The 16,239-nt window shown below is 45.7% G+C and carries 17 protein-coding genes; 15 read left to right on the plus strand and 2 right to left on the minus strand.

Going from position 1 to position 16,239, the window contains the following annotated elements; genetic code table 11:
• The first annotated feature begins 17 nt into the window (after nucleotides 1-17).
• The 4 genes from BW952_RS11270 (at nucleotide 18) to sda (ending at nucleotide 3,103) form a co-directional block, all read left to right on the plus strand.
• Nucleotides 18-1,331, plus strand: a complete 1,314-nt coding sequence (locus BW952_RS11270; protein ID WP_045849198.1) for a PepSY-associated TM helix domain-containing protein — start codon at nucleotides 18-20, stop codon at nucleotides 1,329-1,331.
• Entirely contained in the window at nucleotides 1,328-1,717 is a 390-nt protein-coding gene (locus tag BW952_RS11275) for a hypothetical protein (RefSeq protein WP_045849199.1), read from the plus strand. Before BW952_RS11270 ends, BW952_RS11275 begins: the two co-directional genes overlap by 4 nt.
• Before the next feature lie 63 nt (nucleotides 1,718-1,780).
• Entirely contained in the window at nucleotides 1,781-2,902 is a 1,122-nt protein-coding gene (locus tag BW952_RS11280) for a CapA family protein (protein WP_045849200.1), read from the plus strand.
• A gap of 72 nt (nucleotides 2,903-2,974) precedes the next feature.
• Complete coding sequence (sda, locus tag BW952_RS11285) at nucleotides 2,975-3,103, plus strand: sporulation histidine kinase inhibitor Sda (RefSeq protein ID WP_082084511.1); 129 nt, start codon at nucleotides 2,975-2,977, stop codon at nucleotides 3,101-3,103.
• 43 nt (nucleotides 3,104-3,146) lie between these two features.
• On the opposite strand, the gene BW952_RS11290 is transcribed toward sda, so the two are convergent.
• On the minus strand, nucleotides 3,147-4,148 hold the full coding sequence (locus tag BW952_RS11290) for a GNAT family N-acetyltransferase (protein WP_076496292.1): 1,002 nt from the start codon (nucleotides 4,146-4,148) through the stop codon (nucleotides 3,147-3,149).
• A 205-nt stretch (nucleotides 4,149-4,353) separates the two neighbouring features.
• On the opposite strand from BW952_RS11290, the gene BW952_RS11295 reads away from it, so the two are divergent.
• The 11 genes from BW952_RS11295 (at nucleotide 4,354) to fsa (ending at nucleotide 14,271) form a co-directional block, all read left to right on the plus strand.
• Nucleotides 4,354-6,321 carry an ArnT family glycosyltransferase gene (locus BW952_RS11295; RefSeq protein WP_045849201.1) on the plus strand — a complete coding sequence of 656 codons (1,968 nt, stop codon included), beginning with the start codon at nucleotides 4,354-4,356 and terminating at the stop codon, nucleotides 6,319-6,321.
• Nucleotides 6,302-7,291, plus strand: a complete 990-nt coding sequence (locus tag BW952_RS11300) for a glycosyltransferase family 2 protein (protein ID WP_231581257.1) — start codon at nucleotides 6,302-6,304, stop codon at nucleotides 7,289-7,291. Before BW952_RS11295 ends, BW952_RS11300 begins: the two co-directional genes overlap by 20 nt.
• Nucleotides 7,275-7,661, plus strand: a complete 387-nt coding sequence (locus tag BW952_RS11305) for a GtrA family protein (protein WP_045849202.1) — start codon at nucleotides 7,275-7,277, stop codon at nucleotides 7,659-7,661. Before BW952_RS11300 ends, BW952_RS11305 begins: the two co-directional genes overlap by 17 nt.
• Nucleotides 7,652-8,539 (plus strand): UTP--glucose-1-phosphate uridylyltransferase GalU, encoded by an 888-nt coding sequence (gene galU / locus BW952_RS11310; protein WP_269430714.1) that lies wholly within the window; start codon nucleotides 7,652-7,654, stop codon nucleotides 8,537-8,539. Before BW952_RS11305 ends, galU begins: the two co-directional genes overlap by 10 nt.
• 378 nt (nucleotides 8,540-8,917) lie before the next feature.
• Complete coding sequence (locus BW952_RS11315; RefSeq protein WP_045849204.1) at nucleotides 8,918-10,402, plus strand: BglG family transcription antiterminator; 1,485 nt, start codon at nucleotides 8,918-8,920, stop codon at nucleotides 10,400-10,402.
• A complete protein-coding gene (locus BW952_RS11320; RefSeq protein WP_045849205.1) occupies nucleotides 10,402-10,836 on the plus strand; it encodes a PTS sugar transporter subunit IIA in 435 nt (144 codons plus the stop codon). Before BW952_RS11315 ends, BW952_RS11320 begins: the two co-directional genes overlap by 1 nt.
• A gap of 20 nt (nucleotides 10,837-10,856) precedes the next feature.
• Nucleotides 10,857-11,165 carry a PTS fructose transporter subunit IIB gene (locus tag BW952_RS11325; RefSeq protein ID WP_045849206.1) on the plus strand — a complete coding sequence of 103 codons (309 nt, stop codon included), beginning with the start codon at nucleotides 10,857-10,859 and terminating at the stop codon, nucleotides 11,163-11,165.
• Nucleotides 11,166-11,203: 38 nt separating this feature from the next.
• Nucleotides 11,204-11,659: a PTS sugar transporter subunit IIA gene (locus tag BW952_RS11330; RefSeq protein WP_231581254.1), complete on the plus strand. Its 456-nt coding sequence runs from the start codon at nucleotides 11,204-11,206 to the stop codon at nucleotides 11,657-11,659.
• A 29-nt stretch (nucleotides 11,660-11,688) separates the two neighbouring features.
• Nucleotides 11,689-12,783: a PTS fructose transporter subunit IIC gene (locus BW952_RS11335; protein ID WP_045849208.1), complete on the plus strand. Its 1,095-nt coding sequence runs from the start codon at nucleotides 11,689-11,691 to the stop codon at nucleotides 12,781-12,783.
• Nucleotides 12,784-12,899: 116 nt separating this feature from the next.
• Nucleotides 12,900-13,586, plus strand: a complete 687-nt coding sequence (gene alsE, locus BW952_RS11340; RefSeq protein ID WP_045849209.1) for a D-allulose 6-phosphate 3-epimerase — start codon at nucleotides 12,900-12,902, stop codon at nucleotides 13,584-13,586.
• Between the two features lie 16 nt (nucleotides 13,587-13,602).
• The gene (fsa, locus tag BW952_RS11345) at nucleotides 13,603-14,271 is read left to right on the plus strand and encodes a fructose-6-phosphate aldolase (protein WP_045849210.1); all 669 of its coding nucleotides are present in this window, start codon (nucleotides 13,603-13,605) and stop codon (nucleotides 14,269-14,271) included.
• Nucleotides 14,272-14,373: 102 nt separating this feature from the next.
• Here the strand turns inward: fsa and BW952_RS11350 are convergent, their stop codons facing one another.
• A complete protein-coding gene (locus tag BW952_RS11350; RefSeq protein ID WP_052698330.1) occupies nucleotides 14,374-16,080 on the minus strand; it encodes a methyl-accepting chemotaxis protein in 1,707 nt (568 codons plus the stop codon).
• Nucleotides 16,081-16,239: the final 159 nt, after the last annotated feature.

The raw sequence follows: 16,239 nt of genomic DNA on the forward strand, positions 1-16,239 counted from the left end.
GCTGAAGGGGCGATAGAATGGATACAAAACGAGGATCGTATCAATGGATTTGGCGGTGGCACTTTTATGCGGGCATTCTTTTTGCGCCGTTTTTGCTTGTGCTGGCGATCACAGGCGGCGTTTATTTATTTAAAGCAGAGATTGAACACAAGCTGTATGAAGACTGGTATGACGTGACGCCAAAGTCAGAGGCAATGCCAGCCAGCCATTTAATTTCTGCTGTACAGGCACAGTATCCTGATGCAGCGGTGACACGCTACCGGTCGGGTGAATCGGCAGAACGCTCGACAGAAATCGGCATTATGGATGAAGGCGTATCGAAAACGGTTTTCGTTGACCCTTATACAATGCAGGTGATCGGCACGCTGCAGGATGACGACCGAATCATGAATAAGCTGGAAGACATTCATGGAGAGTTGATGGCCGGTACAATCGGCGACCGTCTTGTTGAACTAGCCGCCTGCTGGGCAATTATTTTACTTGTGACCGGCGTCTATCTCTGGTGGCCGCGAAAGAAAAAAAACAGTCTGTCAGGTGTACTGCTACCCCGCTTATCAAAGGGGCGCCGGACGCTGGTTCGTGATTTGCATGCCGTACCGGCTGTCTGGATTTCGGCCGGAATGTTTTTCTTGATCATGACTGGTCTTCCGTGGTCCGGCTTCTGGGGAACGCAGGTGCAAAATATGGCGACCAATTCAGGTGAAGGCTATCCGCCGGCGATCTGGGTTGGAGATGCCCCGTTGTCTGAAGTAAAAGCAGAGGAGATCGCTGATGTCGGCTGGGCAGCGGAAAATCTGCCGGTGCCAACATCCGTTCAAACCGAATACATTCCGATTACGATTGATGACGCCGTAGCGGTCACAGAAGAACGCGGCATCAAACCAGGCTTTGATCTTTACATTCCACAGGATGAAGCAGGTGTATTTACCGTTTCAGCGTTTCCGGCGAAGGCAGAAGACGAGGTGACGATGTATATGGATCAGTATTCAGGCGCAGTCCTGGCTGATTACCGGTATGACGACTACGGTCCTGCGGGCAAAGCGATTGCAATGGGGATTACGCTGCATAAAGGGTCGCAGTTCGGCTTGATCAACAAACTGATCGGTCTCGCTGTTTGCATCGGCATGGTGCTGGTGATCATCAGCGGCTTGCTTTTATGGCGTACACGCCGGCACGGTTTGCCAGAACGCCCTGGTACGCGTGTGGCAAAAGGAGTGATTGTGCTTATGATCGTGCTTGGCTTGTTGTTCCCGCTTGCGGGTGCTTCGATGATTCTTGTCTGGGTGTTAGACCTGGTGATCAAGCAGGTGAAAGGAGGCCGTGCAGCATGAAGAAGACTTGGGTGTTAGCGGGCAGCTTGCTGCTCGCGGGCTGCTCGCTTGATCCAGATGCCGCTCAAAAGTATGTCACAGAGGAAAAGCTCAAAGCGGTAATCGAGGTATCGGGGGACCGGATTCAAGTAGAAACGTTTCCGGATGCCGACGTAGCGGTTTTCTTCTGGCAGGATGGTGAGCAGTCGAAACCACTGGCTGTTATCGAAGAAGCTGAAGGAGTGTTTACCGCAGATCAGCTGATGTCAGAAGACGGTATTTACTTTGTAAAAGCGGATATTCAAACGGATGGACAGCATATTATGCCGACGAAAAAAGTTGTCATCGGTGATGTCGTGGAGGCGGAGGTGGACAAGCCCGCTGCCAATGTCGAATCGCATCATTAATCCCTTATTTGTGCCGAAAATGTAGTATAATGGAACAAACAGTGCAGGGGAGCTATATATTTTATGACGGAAAATGGAAGAGCCGAGAGACGCAAGCGGCGCAGGCTGAAGGGGTGGGTAAGACTCACGCTTTTGGGCTTGCTTTTAACGGTTCTGGTTACATTGCTGGTCAATCTTTTGATTACGGGAAATACATTGGAAGAAGCTGCTGAACCTATTGTTGATGCGGTGACTGAGCCGGAAAAAACAACCATTACGATCAGTGCTGCCGGAGACTTTACACTTGGAACGGATGAAACATTTACGTATGCAGGATCATTTCCAGATGAAGTAGAGAGAAGCGGTCTTGCTCATTTTACAGAAGGCCTGGACGGCATTTTTCAACACGATGACCTGTCGACGGTTAATTTAGAAACGACGTTAACGGATGCAACCGAAAAGGCGGCAAAAAAATTCCGCTTTAAAGGCGATCCGTCGTACACACAAATTTTGACTGATGCGGGCATTGAATCGGTCAATCTGGCGAATAATCATATTTTTGATTATTTGCAAAAGGGATACGAGGACACAAAAACGAATTTGGAAAAAGCGAATATCGGCTACTCCGGTTATGGCGACACGTACGTAACGGAAATTAGGGGAGTCAAGGTAGGTGTGCTCGGCTATGAAGGCTGGGATGATACCGCAGAAGTCCGCGATCAGGCAGAGTCAGATATTTTGGCCATGCGCGAGGACGGTGTGGCAATCATCGTTGTCCATTACCACTGGGGCATTGAACGAAGCTACGTTCCTGAAGAATCACAGCGGTCACTGGCGCAGTTTACCGTTGATGCGGGCGCCGATCTCATTGTCGGCCACCACCCGCATGTTGTACAGGGAATAGAAGAATATAACGGTAAATTTATTGTCTACAGCCTCGGCAACTTTATGTTTGGAGGCAACCGGAATCCATCTGATAAGGATTCGTTTGTGTTTCAGCAAACATTTCATCTCGAAGATGGACAAGCCACAGAGCAGCAGGACATCGACATCGTTCCGTTCTCCATTTCTTCACGCTCAGACCGAAACGACTATCAGCCGACAAAGCTTGATGGCGTGGAAAAAGAACGGGTGATGGAAAAGATCATCGACGTTTCCAATGAGATTGAAGAAGCAGACTGGCTGGAGCGTTTTACAGAAAAATAGCACATTTAAAGGTTTAGAAAGATAGCTAGGCAGGTATACTTCCTTTGTAACAAGAAAAGGGAGAGAACAGACATGATTGAACAAACAGATCAATTTATCATCGATGCGTACAAAAAAGCGGTAGAACTAAAGTTGGACCCTGAATTTCTCCGGCTCTTAGAAGAAGAGCTGAAGCGGCGAAATTTGACCATACATGAATAACCGTACGTGCAAAGGGACGGCCACAACAAGTGGCCGTCTTTTTCTAGTGGACACGAAGCTCCATTTTTTTCGTCATAAGCGTATGTCCGAACAGCTTTTCCTCGAACTCATCGATGCAGGTGAAGCCCTTTGATGCATAAAAGCGCTCCCCATTCAGGTTTCCTTTTTCCACATCCGCTGTGAACCTGCTCACTTCAGGCATTGCATTCACAATTCGATGAAGAAGCAGCGTGCCGATTTTTTGACTCTGGGCACTGGGATTTATGTAGAGGGCATGAAGAATAGCTTCGTCCCCGGAAGCAGACGCATGTGCAAACCCTGACATCTGATCGTGAAGCATGGCAACGAGAAAAAGACCCCGGTCGATTCGGTTCAAGAGCGCTTCATCGCTGTAAGCAGCTGCTAAAAAAGCATTCTGAACTGCTAATGGGATCAGCTTCTCATATGTATCTTGCCATGTACACCTTGCCAAGGACTGAATCGCCGGAATATCCGCTTTATTTGCCGCGCGCATCATCGGGAAGTCAGATCGATGGACGACGTTTAAAAGACAGGGCTGTTTTTCTTTTTCTTCTAAGGCTTCATGTACATCCGGATACTTGGACGCAACGTTCCATGTGATGAACGGCAGCTTTTTCTGTGCTTGCTGGGAGCGTTCATTAACAAGTCGGGCGCCAACAAACACCCGTTCAAGGTGTAATTCCTCAAACGCCATGTTTAAAATCGCATATTTAGACGCCGAGTTGTACCCCTTTCCCCAATAAGGATAGCCGATCCATGTGCCAAGGCTGCACTGTTTTTTTGCCCGGTCGATAAACATAAGTGTCGTAATGCCAATCAATTCATCTTCTTCGTTGAATATAGCCCGCGAAACGGTCTGGCCATCCACTTCCTCTTTCAGCACTGCTTGTAAAAAATCAATCGTGTCATCAACTGTTTCCACATGAAGGTCGAGTGCTTCCCTGATTTCCGGTGCGGACGTAAGAGTGAAGATGCGGTCAGCGTACGTTAAGCTGTGCGGTTTTAAATAGACGCTTCTCAACATTCCCACCCCTCTATTTTTAGTAAAGACTGCAGAATCTCCTGTTTCATGTAAAAACCTCCATTTGCGGTAGTGTACCTCTTTTCCAAATCATTGTAAATAGGCTTCTTTAACACCTCTCTTTAAAACAGTTGAAGGTTTCACCGTTCTTTCACCAATTCTGTTTACACTTCAAACTATCGAAAGAAAGAAATGGAGTGTGGTGACAATGAAGAAGCGGTTTGATCCGTGGCTGGCAGCGATTTTGGCGCTTTCAGCAGCATTGAATTTTTACAAGATAGGCGAATCGGGATCGAATTCGTACTATACAGCAGCTGTGGAAAGCATGACGACCAATTGGACGTCCTTTTTCTACGCATCGCTTGATTCAGGCAATTTTATTACAGTGGATAAGCCGCCCGTTGCTCTTTGGTTCCAGGCGGTCAGTGCCAAAATCTTCGGCGTGAGCGACTGGAGCGTTCTTCTTCCGGAGGCCATCGCTGGCGTGTTGTCGGTTTTGATTTTGTATATGATCGTCAAGCCTTTTTACGGGCAGAAAACAGCGCGCTGGGCTTCGCTTGTGTTAGCGGTCACGCCGATTTTTGTCGCAGTGACACGTACCAATAATGTCGATGCGTTACTGATTTTTTTCCTGCTGCTGGCGACGTGGGCGTTAATGAAATCCGTCAGAGAGAAAAAGTGGTCCTGGCTGCTCCTGTCAATGGCTTTTATTGGAGTCGGCTTTAACATTAAAATGCTGCAGGCATACATGGTCGTTCCGGCTTTTTACCTTTTTTATCTGCTTGCCGCACAGCACAGCTGGAAAAAACGGATCGTGCATTTGATTGCGGCGTCTGTGGTGCTGTTTAGTGTATCGGTATCGTATGCAGTAGCTGTCCAGCTGACACCAGAGGAGAACCGGCCGTATATCGGCGGAAGCGAAACAAATTCGGTGCTGGAGCTTGCCTTTGGCTACAACGGCATTCAGCGCCTGACGGGCGACGAATCCAAGGACAGCGGTTCTGGATCAGGCAGTCTGCTGAATAGCAACTCCACTCAGGGTGCCGGGGGAGAAGACATTGGAGAAGCCGGGTTTTTCCGCTTGTTCTCTGACTCGATGTCCGGTCAGGCAAGCTGGCTGCTGCCCTTTGTTTTATTCGGCCTCATTGCCTTAATCGTATCCGTTAAACGGCAAAAAGCATGGACGATGCAGCATCAATTTGCACTTTTCTGGCTGGCGTGGCTGCTGCCGATGATGGGCTTTTTCAGCATCGCAAGCTTTTTCCACCGGTATTACTTGAGCATGATGGGACCGGCCATTGCAGCATTAACGGCCATTGGCGGGGCCTTGCTCTGGAGTATGTACAAAGAGCAGAAGGACTGGAGCCGGTTCTTGTTTCCAATCGCGCTTCTTTCCACGTTTACGTTCGAGGCGTTTGTACTGTATCAAAATATCGAAACGATCCAGCCGTGGCTGATCGGCGTTGTGATTGCGATGGGCTTAATTGTATGCATGCTGCTGCTTCTCACAACGAAGCATGCCCAGCACGTCCGGACCGCAGCGATGCTGGGTCTGCTGGTGATGCCTGCTTACTGGGCAGCAATGCCGGTGGCCGCTGGAACGACTAACAGCGTGATGCCGGTGGCAGGACCTGCTTCAACAGGAGGACCAGGCGGTGGAGTATTCGGCGATCGTGGTGTGGCCATGGCAGAAGATGGTGAGCGGCCGGAAATACCTGAGGATATGGAGGTGCCGGATGGAATGGACCTGCCAGATGATCAGGTTAATGATGGAAATAGCGAAGTGCCTGAAGATCTAGAAACGGGTGAACGCCCATCCGGAGGAGGTGGCGGCATGGGTGGCAGCATCAGTGACGAGCTTCTCAGCTATCTTGAGGAAAACAATACAGGTGAAACGTATTTGGTTGCCGTTCAAAATGCGAACTCTGCAGCCAGCATTATACTCGATACCGATTACACAGCACTGGCAATGGGCGGCTTTGGCGGCTCTGATCCCGCGATGACCGTCCAAAAGCTTGAAGAAATGACCGCAAACGGTGAAGTGAAATTTTTCATGACCTCGAGCGGCGGTCCGGGCGGCGGACAAAACAGCGAGGTCACAGAATGGATTCAGGAAAACTGTACAGAAGTGACATCGGAGGACTGGAGTGGACTTTATGTTTATGAAGGAGCGTGACGAAATGAAGTATTCCATTATCATTCCGGTTTACAATGAAGAGCTCGTTGTCCGTGAAACATACAGCCGCTTGAAAACGGTGATGGAGCAGGTGGACGGTCCGTACGAGCTGCTGTTTGTCAATGATGGCAGCCGTGATGCAACCATTGAGATTTTAAAGGAGCTGGCGCTGTCCGACCGCCACGTGAAGTACCTTGATTTTTCCCGGAACTTCGGACACCAGATTGCGATTACAGCTGGCATGGATCATGCTGCCGGCGCTGCGATTGTCATTATCGATGCCGATTTGCAGGACCCGCCGGAGCTGATTCTCGATATGATTGAAAAGTGGAAGGAAGGATATGAGGTCGTTTACGCAAAACGGACAAAGCGAAATGGCGAATCCTTTTTTAAAAAGCAGACCGCCAAAGCCTTTTATCGTATCCTCCGGGCGTCAACAGATATTGATATTCCGCTCGATACGGGCGACTTCCGGCTTATTGACCGGAAAGTGTGCGACCAGCTGAAAGGCATGAAGGAGCAAAGCCGCTTTGTGCGCGGTCTTGTCAGCTGGGTAGGGTTTAAGCAGACGGCGATTGAATACGAACGGGATGAGCGGATGGCCGGTGAAACGAAATACCCGCTGAAGAAAATGCTGAAGTTTTCGATGGATGGGATGACGTCCTTTTCCTACAAGCCGCTGAAGCTCGCCAGTCTGCTTGGCATGATGCTGTCAGCCGCAAGTGCCCTGGCCATTTTGATCGTGCTGTACCAGCGTTTCTTCACGGAAACGACGATCCCCGGCTGGTCTTCCTTGCTGCTCACGATGTTGTTTTTCAATGGGGTTATGCTCATTATGCTTGGCGTCATCGGAGAATACATCGGGCGCATATACGATGAAGCAAAGGACCGGCCGCTTTATATTGTACGGGACAGTCATCAAAGCGAGCACGAAAACGAGTTTGTGACACGCTATGCGAAATATAAGTGAACTCATCAAGTTCAGCATCGTCGGCGCCTCAAATACAGCGGTGGATCTTATCGTTTTTTTTAGCTTATGGTTTGTGGGCACCCCATCCTTGTCGGCACAAGTACTTTCTTACAGTGCCGGCATGATCAACAGCTTTTTCTGGAACCGCTCATGGACATTTCAAGCGAAGGGAAGGGTGGAAGCAGGAGAAGTGCTGCGGTTTCTATCCGTAAATATCGCAGGGCTTTCTATTTCCACCGCTCTGTTAACCATATTAAGCGGACAGCCGCTTTTCATCAGTAAAATGATCGCTACACTCGCAGGCATGGCCGTAACCTTTATTGGCAGCCGCTTCTGGGTGTTTCGATCGAACAGGAGGAAATCAATATGAACATTAAAAAAGCCGTCATACCTGCCGCAGGACTCGGGACGCGTTTTCTGCCCGCGACCAAAGCGCAGCCAAAGGAAATGCTGCCGGTTGTAGACAAACCGGCCATTCAATACATTGTAGAGGAAGCGGTAGCTTCTGGCATTGAAAGCATCATTATCGTGACCGGACGCAACAAGCGCTCCATCGAAGATCATTTTGACCGCTCGTTTGAAATTGAACAGACGCTTGAAGAAAAAGGGAAAAACGACGTCCTGGAGCAGCTGCACGACATTTCCAATCTGGCAAACATTCATTACATTCGCCAAAAAGAGCCGCTCGGTCTCGGTCACGCCGTTTTATCCGCTCGTCAGTTTATCGGGGATGAGCCTTTTGCGGTCCTGCTTGGCGACGACTTGATGGTGTCTGAAAAGCCGGCGCTTCAACAGCTGATCGACATTTACGATCAAGTACAAACAGACGTGATCGGTGTGCAGCATGTCGCGCCGGAAGACGTATCAAAATACGGCATCATTGATCCAGGTGCCCATACAGGCCCACTCTATGAAATAGCGGATCTTGTAGAAAAACCGACCGCAGCCGAAGCGCCATCGATGATTGCCGTTATGGGCCGCTACATACTGGAGCCATCCACCTTTACAATACTTGAAGCCCTCGATCGCGGTGCCGGGGGCGAAATTCAGCTGACCGACGCGCTGCGCAAAAAATGTGCGGCTGCGCCTATTCATGCTGTTTGCTTAGAAGGGCAGCGGCATGACATCGGGGACAAATTCGGTTATTTGCGCGCAGGCATTGAGATGGCTTTGCAGCGGCCGGATATGCGGGAGCAGGTGCTGGCTTATCTGGAGTCGCTTCGTGTGGGTATGACGGTGGGGCGTTAAAGGAAGGGGCTAGTGACGGCTTAGTACTTTTTTTGATTATGTTTTTTAAAGGTGGAAAAAAACCGAAGTCGTATTGGAATCATACTAATGCGTTAAATCGAGGAAGTATACGACATAATTAAACAAATCACAAAATATAAAGGTGTCTTTTACGGCGAAATGATCATCAATTGATGGTCATTTTTTTTTGATTATTGAAATGCCTTTTTCCTGAAAATTTCATGAAAATAACTGACCATTTTCATTTTTGCTTCCGTTGTATATAGTAATCGATGTGGCTGACTTTGCAAATGTTGACCACCATGGCGGACAAAAGACAAGAAAACGATTACACAAAACCGTGGTAATCTTAGGTTGTAGAGAGAGAGGTAAAAAAAAATGAGTGCATCTGAAAAAAGGAAGCAATCACTAATCACTTATTTAATGAAAAAAAAGCAGTATGTTGCAGCTCACGAGATCTCTAAATCTCTTGATATCTCAAATAAGACCGTTTACCGAATGATCAATGAAATCAATGATGGTTCTCCTCAAAAAAATATCATTGTCTCTCAATACGGAAAAGGATATTTACTTAACTATTCTGAGTATATCAAGCACCGAATTGCTTCAAAGGCCGAAGGGGAATCTATTTATACACCTCTCGAAAGGAGGAACGCGATCACAAAAACACTTTTATTCAAATCACCAAGATCAGTTTCGATCATGACATTTTGCGAAACATTTTATGTAAGCGAATCCGTTATTAATTCGGACGAGAAAATCATAGCTGATATGTTGAAGCCGTTTCATTTGGAAGTTGTACGTGTAAACAGAAAAATTTCGGTGATTGGGAATGAAAATGACATTAGAAATGCCATTGCGCAGCTGCTGCTAAATGAGATTCCATTAGAAACGAATGAGTTTTACGCAAATGAGGAAGCGATCAACCAGGAGTATATGTCCTTTGCGATGAAACAAATCGACTATATTGAACAGGCGCAAAACTCGTCCATTCCTTACCCATATAATCTAAATATTACTTCCCATCTATACATTATGATCAAACGGTTAATGCAAGGGGACATTAACATTGGTTATTCAATTGATCAGTATTCGATCAATGACCAACAATTGATTAAAGCCAACAATGAGCTGTATGAACTATCCCAGAAAATTATTGATCACATTCGCTTTCGGTTTTCTATTCAAATTCCGAATTCAGAAGTTTTCTATCTGTTTCAATATTTAATTTCATCCAGGATCGATTCTAATTGTGTGGAAGAGATTCGGTATTCACCTCTCGTATTTGAAGTGACTCACTTTTACATCAGTCAAGTCTTACAAAAATTAGATGTGCAGACAACTGGAAGTGAAGAAATTTTAAAAGATATGATCAAGCATATTCAACCGATGCTGAATCGCATTAATCATCACATTCAGATCAAAAATCATTTGCTTGAGGAAATTGAGCAGGAATATGGTGATATTTTAGCGGCGGTGATTGACGCTTCTACAGAAGTCGAGAGAACATTCGATTTTAATCCTATTTCCAAAGAGGAGTCAGGGTTCATTACTCTTTATTTTGCGAAATACTTAGAAACGAACCCGCGTAGAATGAATGCGCTTATTATGTGTACAACGGGAATTGGCACATCCGAATTGCTTCGTACAAAGGTGACAAAAGCTTTTCCAGAAGTGGAGATTATTGATGTGATCTCCACACGAATGCTTGAAAACTATGATACAAGGGACAACAACATTGACTTAATTATTACGACTGTTCATGTGGATAGTCATTCTAATACTCCTCAAATTCTTGTATCTGCCCTGTTTACTGAGAATGATCAAGAACGAGTCAGAAGTGTAATAAGGAGCCTTGTGTGATGAAGATTGGCCTTTATTCACTGGATGTTGAAATGTCTGAATCAAAAGAGAGCGCTTTAAATAAAATGTCTGTTTCCTTGTCTGCCAATGACATTATAGAAGATTCCGCTTTCTTTTATAAAGAAATTATGGAAAGAGAACAGCTTGGAAATACCCACATTGGTTCCGGTGCGGCCCTTGTTCATTCCATTGCGCAAACGGTTAAGCAAGAAGGAATTTATCTGTATTATTTGTCTAATCCTTTGACGCATTGGCATTTTAACGAAACGCACCCCATTAAATTAATTGTTCTATACGCCATTCAAAGCGTAGATAGTGTAAACCTTAAATGCTTTCGCAAGTTCTCTTCATTATGTGCTGATGACGAGTTGCTTCAGGAATTGATCGATCAACAATATTCAGTAGAGGCCATAAAAAAGTATCTAGCCGATTAAAAACTAAGGAGGAAATAAAAATGAAAATTGTAGGAGTTGCAGCGTGTACAGTAGGGATCGCGCACACATATATCGCACAGGAAAAATTAGAAAATGCCGGAAAAAAGGCAGGGCATGACATTCATATCGAAACACAAGGAACGATCGGAACAGAAAACGAGCTGACCCAAAAACAGATTGATGAAGCAGACATCGTGATTTTAGCTGCCGATGTAAAAATCGCTGGAAGAGAGCGTTTTGAAGGAAAAAGAATCATTCAAGTAAAAACAGAAACCGCTGTAAAATCACCGAACAAACTAATCGAAAAAGCGGCGGAAGTTGTAAAGTAAAAACGGCTGTAAAGGATGTAATCGAACAGGAGGGCAAAATGATGGAAGTAAAAGATATTGTTGACATTAATACAATCAAAACGAACATAAACGTTAAGAGCAAGGAAGAAGCCATCCATGAATTAGCAGGAGTGCTGCTTCAAAATGAGTATATTACAAATGTTGAAGCGTTTGTAGAAGACATTTATGCAAGGGAAGCAGTTGGGCAAACGGGAATCGGAAATTACATCGCGATTCCGCATGGCAACAGTCATTCCGTAAAAAAAATAGGCGTAGCGATTGGGATAACGAAAGAAGAGATCCCGTGGGAGACACTGGATGGAAAAGGTGTGAAGGGAATCATTCTTTTCGCCGTTGGAAAAGAGAATGATGGAGCACAGCAACACTTGAAATTATTATCACTGTTTGCAAGAAAATTAGGAAACGACGAAGTTGTTGAGAAAATGCTGCAGTCGGCAGATGCTGAAGATGTGAAAGAAGCGTTATGTAATTAAACACACTTTAAACGACAGGGGGGTTAAAAATGAGCAACATAAAAAAAATAAATCTTAAAGGTCATTTATTAACAGCGATTTCATACTTGATTCCAATCGTTTGCGGTGCAGGTTTCTTAATTGCAATCGGCATGGCATTCGGAGGGACCAGTCAGGGAACCTTAGTGCAAGGTGAATTTTCGATATGGGATGCTTTAGCGACAATGGGTGGAGCAGGCTTAGGGTTGCTGCCAGTCGTTATTGCTACCGGGATTTCTTATTCAATCGCCGGAAAACCAGGGATTGCTCCCGGTTTCATTATTGGTTTAACGGCGAATGCCATTGGTGCTGGATTCATTGGCGGGATTTTAGGCGGGTACTTATCAGGCTATCTTGCTGTAGCGGTTTTGAAATATTTCAAAGTGCCTAAGTGGGCAAAAGGATTAATGCCAACTCTTATTATTCCATTCTTCACATCGATTATTGGCGGATTAATAATGGTTTACATTATCGGTATTCCGATTGCGGCTCTGACAGCGCTATTAACAAATGCTTTAAACGGTTTAGGTTCCTCTTCATTGCTCGTATTTGGTGGGATTATCGGGTTACTTAGTGGCATCGATTTCGGCGGTCCGATTAATAAAACGGTATTTGCGTTTGTATTGACCATCCAGGCAGAGGGAATTAACGGACCGATTACTGCGTTGCAATTAGTCAACACAGCTACACCGATTGGATTTGGTTTAGCTTACTTTATCGCTAAACTGTTCGGCAAAAATATTTATACACCAGTAGAAACGGAAGCATTGAAATCGGCCGTTCCAATGGGTGTGGTAAATATTGTGGAAGGTGTTATTCCGATTGTGATGAATGACATTGTTCGCTGTGTAACAGCAGTAGCGATTGGCGGCGCGGTAGGTGGCGCGATCACGATGGTGTTAGGAGCAGATGCAACGGTTCCGTTTGGCGGGGTCTTCATGTTGCCGACAATGTCTCAGCCGTGGACAGGAGCAGTAGCCATATTAGTGAACGCTCTTGTAACAGGGTTGGCTCTGGCGGTGCTTAAGAAAAATGTAAGCAAGGAAGAAGAACGCGCAGAAGTTGAAGAAGAAGACATCGATTTAGATGATATTCAAATTCTATAATCAGCTCCAAACATTCAGTTAGAATTAATTCATTTTTCGGAATAATTAAGTGGGGGTATTGACAACCCTGCCGTATATTTTAAATAAATTATCGTTTTATGGAGGAGGAATATCGGATGAAAAAAGTAGAATTTTCACCATCGCTTATGACAATGGACTTGGATAAGTTTAAAGAGCAAATCACGTTTTTAAACGACCGCGTAGGCTCTTATCATATTGACATTATGGATGGACATTATGTTCCCAATATTACATTGTCGCCATGGTTTATCGAAGAAGTGCGTAAAATAAGTGAGCTGCCTATTTCTGCACACCTTATGGTGACAGACCCGAGTTTTTGGGTTCAGCAATTGGTTGATATCAAGTGTGAATGGATTTGCATGCATGCAGAAGTGCTGGATGGTTTGGCTTTTCGGCTAATTGATCAAATCCAGGACGCTGGATTAAAAGCAGGAATCGTATTAAACCCAGAAACACCAATCGAAACGATTTTCCCTTATATCGAATTAGTAGATAAAATTACAATTATGACCGTAGACCCAGGGTTCGCCGGGCAGCGTTTTATTGAAAGCACGCTAGATAAAATTGTTGCCTTAAGAGAATTGCGTGAACAAAAAGGCTATCAATTTGTAATTGAAATGGATGGATCATCAAGCCGGAAAACATTTAAAAGCATTGATGCAGCCGGCCCAGACATTTATATTATAGGCCGCAGCGGTTTGTTTGGCTTGGATGAGGATATCGAAAAGTCATGGGAGATCATGTGCAAGGATTACGAAGACATGACGGCGAAAGTCATTTAAGAGGGGGAAATAAACAATGAAATTCTTTATTGATACGGCAAATCTTGAAGATATTATAAAGGCATATAAAGTGGGTGTATTAGCCGGGGTTACGACCAACCCCTCTCTAGTCGCTAAAGAAGGCGTGAAATTTGAAGATAGAATTGCAGAAATTTGTCAAGCTGTCCCGCGTGTAGAGTCTGTATCCGCTGAAGTGACACCAGACGCTATTACAGCTGAAGAAATGATTGCTCAGGCTGATGAGCTGATCAAAATTAATGGCGGAGATCAAAAGGTGACCATAAAGCTTCCAATGACTCTAGCAGGATTAGAGGCGTGCCGCTATCTTTCGGACAAAAGGGTGAAAACGAATGTAACGCTTATTTTCACTGTGAATCAGGCATTGTTAGCGGCTCGTGCAGGTGCAACATACGTATCACCGTTTTTGGGCCGCTTGGACGATATTTCTGAGGATGGCGTCCAACTAGTGTCAAAAGTAGCTGAACTGTTTCGTGTTCACCAATTTGATACACAAATCATTGCGGCGTCTGTTCGTCATCCGGATCATGTGACGCGTGTGGCGATGGCTGGTGCTCATATTGCGACGATTCCTTATACAGTAATCGAGCAAATTGCTAAGCATCCACTGACAGATCAAGGGATTGCAAAATTCATTGCCGATTGGGAAAAGGTTCCTCAAATATAATATGAAATGAAGAAAAAGCAAGGGACGAGAATCCTTTGCCTTTTCTTGTTGAACGAAGCATCCATTCGACTAAGCAGGTTTAAAGCACTTAGCCTCCCTTACTTATGCTTTAAACTGCTGTGTCAACCGCTGAAGATCAAGCGCCATTTGAGACAGTGCCTCGGCGGACGATGAAATTTCCTCCATTGAGGCCATTTGCTCCTCTGAGGCAGCCGAGACGTTTTCTGTTCCAGCGGCCGCTGTTTCGGAAATGTCGGTGACGGCGGTCATGCTCTGGACGATCTGGTCGGTACCGGCCGCCATCTGCTGAACGGCAGCGGACACTTCACGGATCTGGTCGGTCACGTCATGAATCGACTGTTGAATCTCAGCGAAAGCACTTCCTGCTTCATTAACCACCTGGATTCCTTCTGACACTTCCTCTGTCGCCGTTTGCATCGACTGAACCGCACTTTCCGTTTCGGTTTGAATGCCATCGATCAAGCTGCTGATTTGCTTGGCGGATTGGGCGGACTCTTCTGCAAGCTTACGCACCTCATCTGCTACAACAGCAAACCCTCGCCCATGTTCGCCCGCGCGAGCCGCTTCAATCGCTGCATTTAGCGCAAGCAAATTTGTCTGCGCAGCAATGGATGTGATCGAGTCAATAATTTGGCCGATTTCAGTCGAGCGATCACCGAGGCCTTGAATAACATGAGACAGCCCACCTACGGTTGAATTAATCGATTGCATTTGTGAAACGGCTTCTTGAATCGATTCGTTGCCAGCGGCTGCTTTTCCGCTCGCGTCTGAGGCTGTTTCTGTGACGCGCTGGGCATTGTGTGCGATTTGCTGAACACCATCTGAAAGTTCATTGATGGTTTCGGTTGTGCGTGATACTTGCTGCAGCTGCTGCTCAGAGCCGGTTGCCATGCCTTCCATCGTACCGGCGATCAGCTCAGTTGCTTTGCTTGTTTCCTCCGCATTCGCGTTCAGCTGTTCAGAAGAAGCAGCTACGTGCCCGGCTGTTTCGCTCACTTCCCGGATCACCGTGCGAATGCCGTCCGTCATTTGATTAAAGGAGGTGGTTAACTGGCCTAGTTCATCTCGCGAACGGTACGTACCCGCAACAGTTAAATCTCCTTTTTCGGCCTGGGACATAAGTTGCTGGACTTCCTTCAGCGGTCTTGTGATCATGCGGGAGATCAGAAGGCTTAGGCCGGCAAAAATCAAAATGGACGCCAAGGCTAAAACCGTCGAGATGAAGCTGGTTCGTGCCGACTGAGAAACGTTCTGCTCGTTCAGCTGATTGGCCGCATTCTCGTTGTATTCTGTCAGCGCGTCTCCTTTTTCATTTAGAGCGCGGCGAACCGGTTTTACATCATTCAAGTAAAACTCATATGTTTCTACATCACGCGCCCGCTCAGAAAGGTTTTGTGCCGCGAAAACTTGTGTTAAATAGTTTTTATACAAATCATTCATTTCACTTAACAGCTTTTTCTCTTCATCAGATCTTGCCGTTTCTGAATATTGCTGAAAGAAAGCTGTATTTTCCTCTGCTTTCTTCTGCAGCGAGGTGGAGAGCTCATCAAAAATAGCATCGTCCTCTGTGATCATCATTTCCAGTAAGTACGTGTCGATGGCCCGATTGTTTGTCCGGATTTGCCCTAAATATTCAATCGGCTTCAAGCGTGATTCGTACAGCTCAGTGGAATTCTTGGATAAATCTTTCATATTCATGTTCGTATTGAGACTAATCGCAACGAGAAAAAGGATTGCGGTAATCATTAAAACAAGCATTTTTTTTCGAATGGATAAATGACGCATCATATCAATGTAACCCCTTTCACTATTCTGTCCTCTTATTATTCCATAAGTCGTAGGAAAATAATAGCGAAAAATCGTTTGCACAGCATTTTTCTTTCTGTTAAATGTCATATAAGCAATGAACAGCCGGTGCGAATTTTCGGCGATTTCTTTGAATAATAA

The sequence above is a fragment of the Domibacillus enclensis genome, assembly GCF_900156125.1.
Classification (GTDB): Bacteria; Bacillota; Bacilli; order Bacillales; family Domibacillaceae; genus Domibacillus; species Domibacillus enclensis.

Coding starts and splice junctions, on each gene's coding strand:
- BW952_RS11270 (WP_045849198.1), top strand. CDS start 18: ATGGATACAAAACGAGGATCGTATCAATGGATTTGGCGGTGGCACTTT.
- BW952_RS11275 (WP_045849199.1), top strand. CDS start 1,328: ATGAAGAAGACTTGGGTGTTAGCGGGCAGCTTGCTGCTCGCGGGCTGC.
- BW952_RS11280 (WP_045849200.1), top strand. CDS start 1,781: ATGACGGAAAATGGAAGAGCCGAGAGACGCAAGCGGCGCAGGCTGAAG.
- sda (WP_082084511.1), top strand. CDS start 2,975: ATGATTGAACAAACAGATCAATTTATCATCGATGCGTACAAAAAAGCG.
- BW952_RS11290 (WP_076496292.1), bottom strand. CDS start 4,148: ATGTTGAGAAGCGTCTATTTAAAACCGCACAGCTTAACGTACGCTGAC.
- BW952_RS11295 (WP_045849201.1), top strand. CDS start 4,354: ATGAAGAAGCGGTTTGATCCGTGGCTGGCAGCGATTTTGGCGCTTTCA.
- BW952_RS11300 (WP_231581257.1), top strand. CDS start 6,302: ATGTTTATGAAGGAGCGTGACGAAATGAAGTATTCCATTATCATTCCG.
- BW952_RS11305 (WP_045849202.1), top strand. CDS start 7,275: ATGCGAAATATAAGTGAACTCATCAAGTTCAGCATCGTCGGCGCCTCA.
- BW952_RS11315 (WP_045849204.1), top strand. CDS start 8,918: ATGAGTGCATCTGAAAAAAGGAAGCAATCACTAATCACTTATTTAATG.
- BW952_RS11320 (WP_045849205.1), top strand. CDS start 10,402: ATGAAGATTGGCCTTTATTCACTGGATGTTGAAATGTCTGAATCAAAA.
- BW952_RS11325 (WP_045849206.1), top strand. CDS start 10,857: ATGAAAATTGTAGGAGTTGCAGCGTGTACAGTAGGGATCGCGCACACA.
- BW952_RS11330 (WP_231581254.1), top strand. CDS start 11,204: ATGATGGAAGTAAAAGATATTGTTGACATTAATACAATCAAAACGAAC.
- BW952_RS11335 (WP_045849208.1), top strand. CDS start 11,689: ATGAGCAACATAAAAAAAATAAATCTTAAAGGTCATTTATTAACAGCG.
- alsE (WP_045849209.1), top strand. CDS start 12,900: ATGAAAAAAGTAGAATTTTCACCATCGCTTATGACAATGGACTTGGAT.
- fsa (WP_045849210.1), top strand. CDS start 13,603: ATGAAATTCTTTATTGATACGGCAAATCTTGAAGATATTATAAAGGCA.
- BW952_RS11350 (WP_052698330.1), bottom strand. CDS start 16,080: ATGATGCGTCATTTATCCATTCGAAAAAAAATGCTTGTTTTAATGATT.